The 6,606-nt window shown below is 74.5% G+C and carries 9 protein-coding genes; 4 read left to right on the top strand and 5 right to left on the bottom strand.

Features of this window, described 5'->3' with window-relative positions; all coding sequences use genetic code 11:
- Positions 1–1,257: M16 family metallopeptidase (locus ACXJKG_RS06110; protein WP_456844859.1), on the top strand; the 1,257-nt coding region annotated here is incomplete at its 5' end.
- Here ACXJKG_RS06110 and ACXJKG_RS06105 read toward each other — a convergent pair.
- Positions 1,213–2,184 carry a hypothetical protein gene (locus tag ACXJKG_RS06105; RefSeq protein WP_456844858.1) on the bottom strand — a complete coding sequence of 324 codons (972 nt, stop codon included), beginning with the start codon at positions 2,182–2,184 and terminating at the stop codon, positions 1,213–1,215. The two genes, ACXJKG_RS06110 and ACXJKG_RS06105, sit on opposite strands and share 45 nt — an antisense overlap.
- A gap of 67 nt (positions 2,185–2,251) precedes the next feature.
- Between ACXJKG_RS06105 and ACXJKG_RS06100 the strand changes: the two genes are divergently transcribed.
- The 3 genes from ACXJKG_RS06100 to ACXJKG_RS06090 are packed head-to-tail and all read left to right on the top strand — an operon-like array spanning position 2,252 to position 4,319.
- The gene (locus ACXJKG_RS06100) at positions 2,252–3,079 is read left to right on the top strand and encodes a hypothetical protein (RefSeq protein WP_456844857.1); all 828 of its coding nucleotides are present in this window, start codon (positions 2,252–2,254) and stop codon (positions 3,077–3,079) included.
- Between the two features lie 17 nt (positions 3,080–3,096).
- Positions 3,097–3,852: a 4-hydroxy-tetrahydrodipicolinate reductase gene (dapB, locus tag ACXJKG_RS06095; protein WP_456844856.1), complete on the top strand. Its 756-nt coding sequence runs from the start codon at positions 3,097–3,099 to the stop codon at positions 3,850–3,852.
- A gap of 2 nt (positions 3,853–3,854) precedes the next feature.
- Entirely contained in the window at positions 3,855–4,319 is a 465-nt protein-coding gene (locus ACXJKG_RS06090) for a hypothetical protein (RefSeq protein ID WP_456844860.1), read from the top strand.
- A gap of 10 nt (positions 4,320–4,329) precedes the next feature.
- Here the strand turns inward: ACXJKG_RS06090 and ACXJKG_RS06085 are convergent, their stop codons facing one another.
- The 4 genes from ACXJKG_RS06085 to ACXJKG_RS06070 form a co-directional block, all read right to left on the bottom strand.
- On the bottom strand, positions 4,330–4,893 hold the full coding sequence (locus ACXJKG_RS06085) for an N-acetyltransferase family protein (protein ID WP_456844855.1): 564 nt from the start codon (positions 4,891–4,893) through the stop codon (positions 4,330–4,332).
- The gene (locus ACXJKG_RS06080; RefSeq protein WP_456844854.1) at positions 4,893–5,468 is read right to left on the bottom strand and encodes a TIGR00645 family protein; all 576 of its coding nucleotides are present in this window, start codon (positions 5,466–5,468) and stop codon (positions 4,893–4,895) included. Before ACXJKG_RS06080 ends, ACXJKG_RS06085 begins: the two co-directional genes overlap by 1 nt.
- 103 nt (positions 5,469–5,571) lie before the next feature.
- A complete protein-coding gene (locus ACXJKG_RS06075) occupies positions 5,572–5,892 on the bottom strand; it encodes an AzlD domain-containing protein (RefSeq protein ID WP_456844853.1) in 321 nt (106 codons plus the stop codon).
- Positions 5,889–6,581, bottom strand: coding sequence for an AzlC family ABC transporter permease (locus ACXJKG_RS06070; RefSeq protein ID WP_456844852.1), 693 nt, complete (start codon positions 6,579–6,581; stop codon positions 5,889–5,891). Before ACXJKG_RS06070 ends, ACXJKG_RS06075 begins: the two co-directional genes overlap by 4 nt.
- Between the last annotated feature and the right edge of the window lie 25 nt (positions 6,582–6,606).

Below are 6,606 nucleotides of genomic sequence, written 5' to 3'. Positions count from 1 at the left end.
GTCCTGCCCGGCGGGGTCCGCGTGCTCACCGAGCACATGCCGGGCCTGCGCTCGGCGACCGTCGGCGCCTGGGTGGGCGTGGGCTCGCGTGACGAGTCCGACGGCCACCACGGCTCCACCCACTTCCTCGAGCACCTGCTGTTCAAGGGCACCGCGCGCCGTACCGCGATGGACATCGCGGAGGCGTTCGACGCCGTCGGTGGTGAGGCCAACGCCGCCACCGGCAAGGAGCACACCTGCTACTACGCGCGGGTGCTCGACACGGACCTCCCGATGGCTGTCGACGTCATCGCGGACATGGTCACCTCCGCGCGCCTGGACTCCGACGAGCTCGAGACCGAGCGCGGCGTGATCCTCGAAGAGCTCGCGATGAACGACGACGACCCCAGCGACGTCGTCCACGAGCAGTTCGCCGCCGCCGTCCTGGGCGCCCACGCGCTGGGCCGGCCGATCGGCGGCACCCCCGACACCATCCGCGCGGTGCCGCGCGACGCGGTGTGGGAGCACTACCGGGAGCACTACCGGCCCTCGACGCTCGTCGTGACGGCCGCCGGCGGCGTCGACCACGACGTGCTGTGCGCGCAGGTCACCGAGGCTCTGGGCACGGGCGGCTGGTCGCTCGACGCCGGCGCCGAGCCGCGCAGCCGCCGCGTCCCGACCGACGTCGCCGTGCAGGCCGGACAGGGCGGCATCCCGGCGCAGGGCGTCGAGCTGACCATCCGCCGGCACACCGAGCAGGCCAACGTCATCATCGGCGGCACGTCGCTCACGGCAACGGACCCGAAGCGGTTCACGCTCTCGGTCCTCAACGCGGTGCTCGGCGGCGGGATGTCGTCGCGGCTGTTCCAGGAGATCCGCGAGCGCCGCGGCCTGGCCTACTCCACGTACTCGTTCGCCTCCGGGCACGCCGACACGGGCATCTTCGGCCTGTACGCGGGCTGCACGCCGGGCAAGGTCGACGAGGTCGTCGCCCTCATGGTCGCCGAGTGGGAGCGGATGGCGGACGCCCCGATCACGCAGGCCGAGCTCGAGCGGTCCAAGGGCCAGCTGGCCGGCGGCCTGGTGCTCGGCATGGAGGACTCGGGCTCGCGCATGAGCCGCCTCGGCAAGTCCGAGCTGGTGCACGGCTCCCTGCTGAGCATCGACGAGTCGCTCGATCTCATTCGCGCGGTCACCGTGCAGGACGTGCAGGACCTCGCCGCGGACCTGGCGTCACGCCCGCGCTCGGTCGTCCGCGTCGGCCCGTTCGGGGACTAGCAGCAGGTCGGGCACCCACGGCTCGGGGTCGTCGAGCCGGGCGATCGCCGTCGCGGCGGGGTGGACGGCGGCGGCCAGCACCACGGCCAGCGTGCCCAGTGCCGCCGTGGCCAGGAGGTTGTCCGCTTCGCCCGACCACCATCGGCCGACGATCGGGCCGACGACGGCGAGCCCGACCACGCCGAGCAGCACCCAGCCGGCCCGCCCGGTGCCACCGAGCGCGAGCGCCGCGACGACGGCGGCGACGAGCGCGGATCCGGGGCTGACCAGCACGTCGACGGTGCGCTGCAGCGTCGTGTAGTACGGGTCCGCATCCACCTGGAGCAGGGTCGCGGCCGCGACGGCGGCGACGATCGGCGGTCCGAGGACGCCGAGCACGACGGCGTGCCTGCGCCGCCGCACGGGTTCCACCGCCGGGGTGCTGCGGGCGTGGCGGCGGGCCGACCAGGCGACGACCAGGACCGCGGCCACGAGGATCACCGGTGTCAGCGCGCCGGGCCGGACGGCGAGAACGGTCGAGAGCGGGTCCGTCGGGTCGGTGACGTACGTCGTGACGGGGACCGGCCCGGGCCAGGGCACGTACCACCCGTCGACCAGGTAGCTCACCTGGATCGAGCGCCACGCGGCGAGCGACCACACGGCGATGCCGGCCACCGCGGTCGCCGGCACGCGCCAGGGGCGCCCGATGCTCGACTGCCGTGCCGTGGCGACCCACGTGACCGCGCACACCAGCACGACGGCGAGCGTCCACCCGACCGAGGCGCGCACGATCTCGGACGGGTCGAGCGGCCACGGGTACTCGCCGGCCGCCGCCTGGTCGAGGGCGTCGTTCCAGGACATCACCGCGTAGGTCGAGGTCAGCACGCCGAGCGCGACGGCGGTGAGGACGGCGGCCGGGGTCGGCGACCGGCGTACGGGGCGATCCATGGGGATCCATCGGAAGGCGGGAGCACAGTCTTGACATCAGGCGGCGCCAGGCGCGCGATGATGGGGCATGGCTCTCGACCAGGTCGTCTACCGGCGGTATCCGCCGCCGCCCGCCGCCCACGGGATCGTCGAGCACCTCTGGGTGGTGCGCGTGCCCGACGGCGTCGTCGAGCGCGAGGTGCTGCTGCCGGACGGCCACGGCCTGGTGACCGTCGCCGTCGGTGCCGCGGGCGAGCACATCGATCCGCTGGACCAGCTGCGGACCCCCGACGGCAGCGGTGTCCGAGGGCTCGCGGAGCGCGCGTTCGTGCGTGAGCAGCGCGGCCCGTCGGTCCGGCTGGGCGCGCAGCTCGACCCCGTCGCCCTGGCGCGGATGGGCGTCGGCGCTCCGTCGTACGACGCGGTCGCGCTCCACACGTTCCTCGGTGCCGGCGTCGAGCAGGAGTGCGCCGAGGCGCTGGGGCAGGGCAGGGACGCCGACGCCGCCGCCGCGCTCGGGTCGGCGCTGGCCGTCCGTGCGACCCCGGTGATCGTCGGCTCCCCGCTCGAGGCGCTCGCGCCGGTGCTGCGCAGCGTGATCGAGCAGCGGGGGCTCGTGCGGGCGTCCGACCTCGCGCGGCAGGCCGACCTCGCGGTGGGCGTCGTGTACCGGGAGGTCGTGCAGACGATCGGGATCACCCCCGAGGCGTTCCTGGCGGCGGTCCGGTTCTCGGCCTTCGTCCGCGACGCGGTCGGGCCCGGGCCGGTCCGTCCGGGCGACGTGCTGGCGGTCCTGCAGTGGTACCTGCGCGCCGGCTACCCGCCGCGAGAGGTCGAGCGGTTCACGGGGCTGAGCCAGGTGGCGCTGCGACGGCTCGAGGTCGGCATCGCGGCGGCGCTCGGGGTCGCGGCCTGACGTTAGGGTTGCTGGTCGTGAGCGAGCGCATCAGGGTGGCCGTGCTGGGTGCGGCGGGCCGCATGGGATCGACCGTGGTGGCAGCCGTCGAGGCCGCCCCCGACCTCGAGCTGGTCGCCGCGCTGGACGCGGACGCCGACCTGCAGGCCGTCGTCGACGCGGGCGCCCAGGTGGCGGTCGACTTCACGGTCCCGTCGGCCACCGAGGGCAACGTGCACGCGCTCGTCGACGCCGGCGTGCACCTGGTCGTCGGGACGACCGGCTGGACCGACGAGTCGCTGGCCCGCGTGCACGACCACCTGGCCGACCGGCCCGGCGTCGGCGTGCTGGTCGCCCCGAACTTCGCGCTCGGCGCGGTGCTGGCCATGGCGTTCGCCGCCCGGGCCGCCCGCTGGTTCGAGTCGGTCGAGGTGATCGAGCTGCACCACCCGGACAAGGTCGACGCCCCGTCGGGGACGGCCCGGCACACCGCCTCGGCCATCGCCGCCGCGCGGGCCGCCGCCGGTGCCGGTCCGGTGCCGGACGCCACCACCCAGGCGCTGGAGGGGGCTCGCGGCGCGGACGTCGACGGCATCCGCGTGCACTCGGTCCGGCTGCGCGGCCTCGTCGCGCACGAGGAGATCCTGCTGGGCAACGCGGGCGAGCAGCTCACCATCCGGCACGACTCGTTCGACCGCGTCAGCTTCATGCCCGGGGTGCTGCTGGCCGTGCGGCAGGTGGGCTCGCGACCGGGCCTGACGGTCGGGCTCGACCAGCTGCTCGACCTGGCGTGAGCGTGGCGACCTCGTCGAGCCGCGTCCGCTGGACCTCCGTGGCCGGAGCCGTCGCGCTCACCGGCCTGCTCGGCCTCTACGTGTGGATCGTGGCCACGCGCGCGACGGCTCTGATCCAGACCGGCGAGCCCGTCGCGATCGTGCTCGGCATCGCGTTCTGGATCCTGCCGCCCCTGGTCATCTGGCTGGTCGCGCGCGAGTGGCGGCTSGCSATCGACGTGCAGCGSATGGCSGACGAGCTSGCCGMCGCCGACGAGCTGCCCCTCGACGACCTGCCCCGGTCGCCCGGCGGCCGGATCGACCGGGCGGCCGCGCGCGAGGCGTTCGAGCCCGCCCGGGAGCTGGCCGAGGCGGAGCCCGACGACTGGCGGTCCTGGTACCACCTGGCCTTCGCGTACGACGCGGCGGGGGACCGGCGCCGTGCCCGGGAGTCGCTGCGCAAGGCCAGCAGGCTGCACCGGGGCTAGCAGCGGCGACCTAGATCGAGGCCGACCAGCGGTGCTCGGTGACCGTCCGCACCGACCCGTCCGKCATCCGTCCCGACACGAGCTCGCGGGCGACGTCGTCGGGACCCAGCCCGGCCGAGGTGAGGAACCGCGCGCGGGCCTCGTCACCGTCGAGCACCCACGTGTGCACCTGGTCGGCGCCGTCCTCGCGAAGGGTGTCGACGGCGGCCGCGAGCAGCCGCGAGCCGTGGCCGATGCGCTGCCGGGCCGGCTCGACCTCGAGCGCGAGGATCGCCCCGCCGGGGGCGTCGAAGGGCCGGTCCTCGGCCGCCGGGACAGGCGCGACGGACACGACGCCGACCACGGTCGGGCCGTCGCAGGCGACGAGCACGCGGTAGCCGGACGGTGGGGCGACGACGGCCGCGGCCCACTGGGCCTCGATCGCCCGCTCGTCGAGCAGGTCCAGGGCGCCCTGGCCCAGCACCTCGGCGTGCGAGGCGCGCCACGCCTCGACCTGCACGCGGGTGATGGCGTGCTCGTCGCCGCGGACCGCGGGGCGGACCGAGACGTCGGCGTTGTCGGTGAACAGCGGCATCAGACCTCGACGGGTTCGGGGGTGGTCTCGTGCACCACGGCCTTGGGCGGGTGCTTGACCGACATCTTGTCGATCCACGCTAGCGCCACGGCGGACACGATGAAGGCCAGGTGGATCACGGTCTGCCAGAGCAGCACGTCGGTCCCGCTCGAGTCGATGATGGTGCGGGCCTCGATGAAGCTGCGCAGCAGGTGGATCGAGGAGATGCCGATGATCGACATGGCGAGCTTGGTCTTGAGCACGTTCGCGTTGACGTGCGAGAGCCACTCGGGCTGGTCGGGGTGGCCGTCGAGCCGGATGCGGGAGACGAACGTCTCGTAGCCGCCGACGATCACCATGATCAGCAGGTTCGCGATCATGACGACGTCCACCAGCCCGAGGACGCCCAGCATGATGGCCTCCTCCGAGAGGCCGCCGTGCAGGAAGACCTCCTCGGCGATGTGCCACAGCTCGAGCATGAACTGCCACACGTAGATGGCCTGGGCCACGATGAGCCCGAGGTACAGGGGCACCTGGAGCCAGCGGGAGAAGAAGATCAGCGAGCCGAGGCGGTTGCGATGGACGGGAGCGGCCATGGGGTCCTCCGAGGGGTGACGGGTGCCGGGCACGAGGTCGCGCCACGCGGCAGGGCGTTCGGGGAGCCCAACGGCCGAGGGCCGCAGATGGTGCCCGCCTCTCTCAGGGCATGCCGATCGCCCGCAGGACCGCCGCGGTGACGGCGGCGAGGATGACGACGACGACGAAGGGTGCCTTGAGGACGAGCGCGACCGCGGCCACCACCAGCGCCGGCAGCCGGGCGTCGAGCACGATCTCGTTCCCGCGGGTGGCCGCCTGCACGGCGACGAGCGCCGACAGCAGGGCCACGGTGACCAGCGCGGCGGTGCGGGCGACCCGGGGCTCGGCCAGCCAGTGCTTGGGCACCAGGTGGCCGGCGAGCTTGAGCGCGAAGCAGACGGCGCTGGCGACCAGCAGCGCGACCCACGTGACGGCGGAGCTCACGTCGCCGGCTCCGGGTCCCTGGCCAGGAACCCCGCCACGATCGCGACGCCCGCGGCCAGCAGGACCGGGATGCCGGCCGGCGCGACGGGCGTGAGCGCGAGGGCGACGACGACGGCGCCCCCGGCGACCATCCGGGCGAGGCCCGCCCCCGGACCGGTGATCCGGGGCCACACGAGCGCGAGGAACGCGGCCGCCGCGGCGGCGTCGAGACCGTACTTGCGGGGGTCGCCCAGGCGGTCGCCCACCAGCGCACCGGCGAGCGTGAACAGGTTCCAGAGCACGAAGACGCCGACCCCGGTCCACCAGAACCCGAGCTTCGCGGCGTGCGGCGCCTTGTGGACGGTCGCGACGGCGGTCGACTCGTCGATGGTCAGGTGCGCGGCCAGCGGACGGCGCCAGCCTCGGACGTCGATCAGCGGTGACACCTGCGGGCCGTACAGCCCGTTGCGCACGCCGAGCAGCCCCGAGGTCGCGATGGCGGCGGCGGCCAGACCACCCGCGCCGACCACGCCGATGAACGCGAACTGCGAGCCGCCCGAGAACATCAGCAGGCTCAGCGCCATGGCCTGCGGCACCGAGAGGCCCGCCGCCACGGCGAGCGCGCCGAACGACACCCCGTACAGGCCCGTGGCCAGCGCGACGGAGACGGCCTGCCGGATGGCGGCCCGTCCTTCGGCGTCCTGCGTCACGCGGGCAACTGTGGCACAGCGGCGA

It is taken from the genome of Cellulomonas sp. P5_C6, from assembly GCF_054049635.1.
Note: the sequence above shows the minus strand (reverse complement) of the source record. Positions and strands in the feature narration are given on the sequence as shown.

Excerpts from the sequence above, each read along its gene's own strand:
- ACXJKG_RS06100 (WP_456844857.1), top strand. The coding sequence starts at position 2,252 with ATGGCTCTCGACCAGGTCGTCTACCGGCGGTATCCGCCGCCGCCCGCC.
- ACXJKG_RS06080 (WP_456844854.1), bottom strand. The coding sequence starts at position 5,468 with ATGGCCGCTCCCGTCCATCGCAACCGCCTCGGCTCGCTGATCTTCTTC.
- ACXJKG_RS06105 (WP_456844858.1), bottom strand. The coding sequence starts at position 2,184 with ATGGATCGCCCCGTACGCCGGTCGCCGACCCCGGCCGCCGTCCTCACC.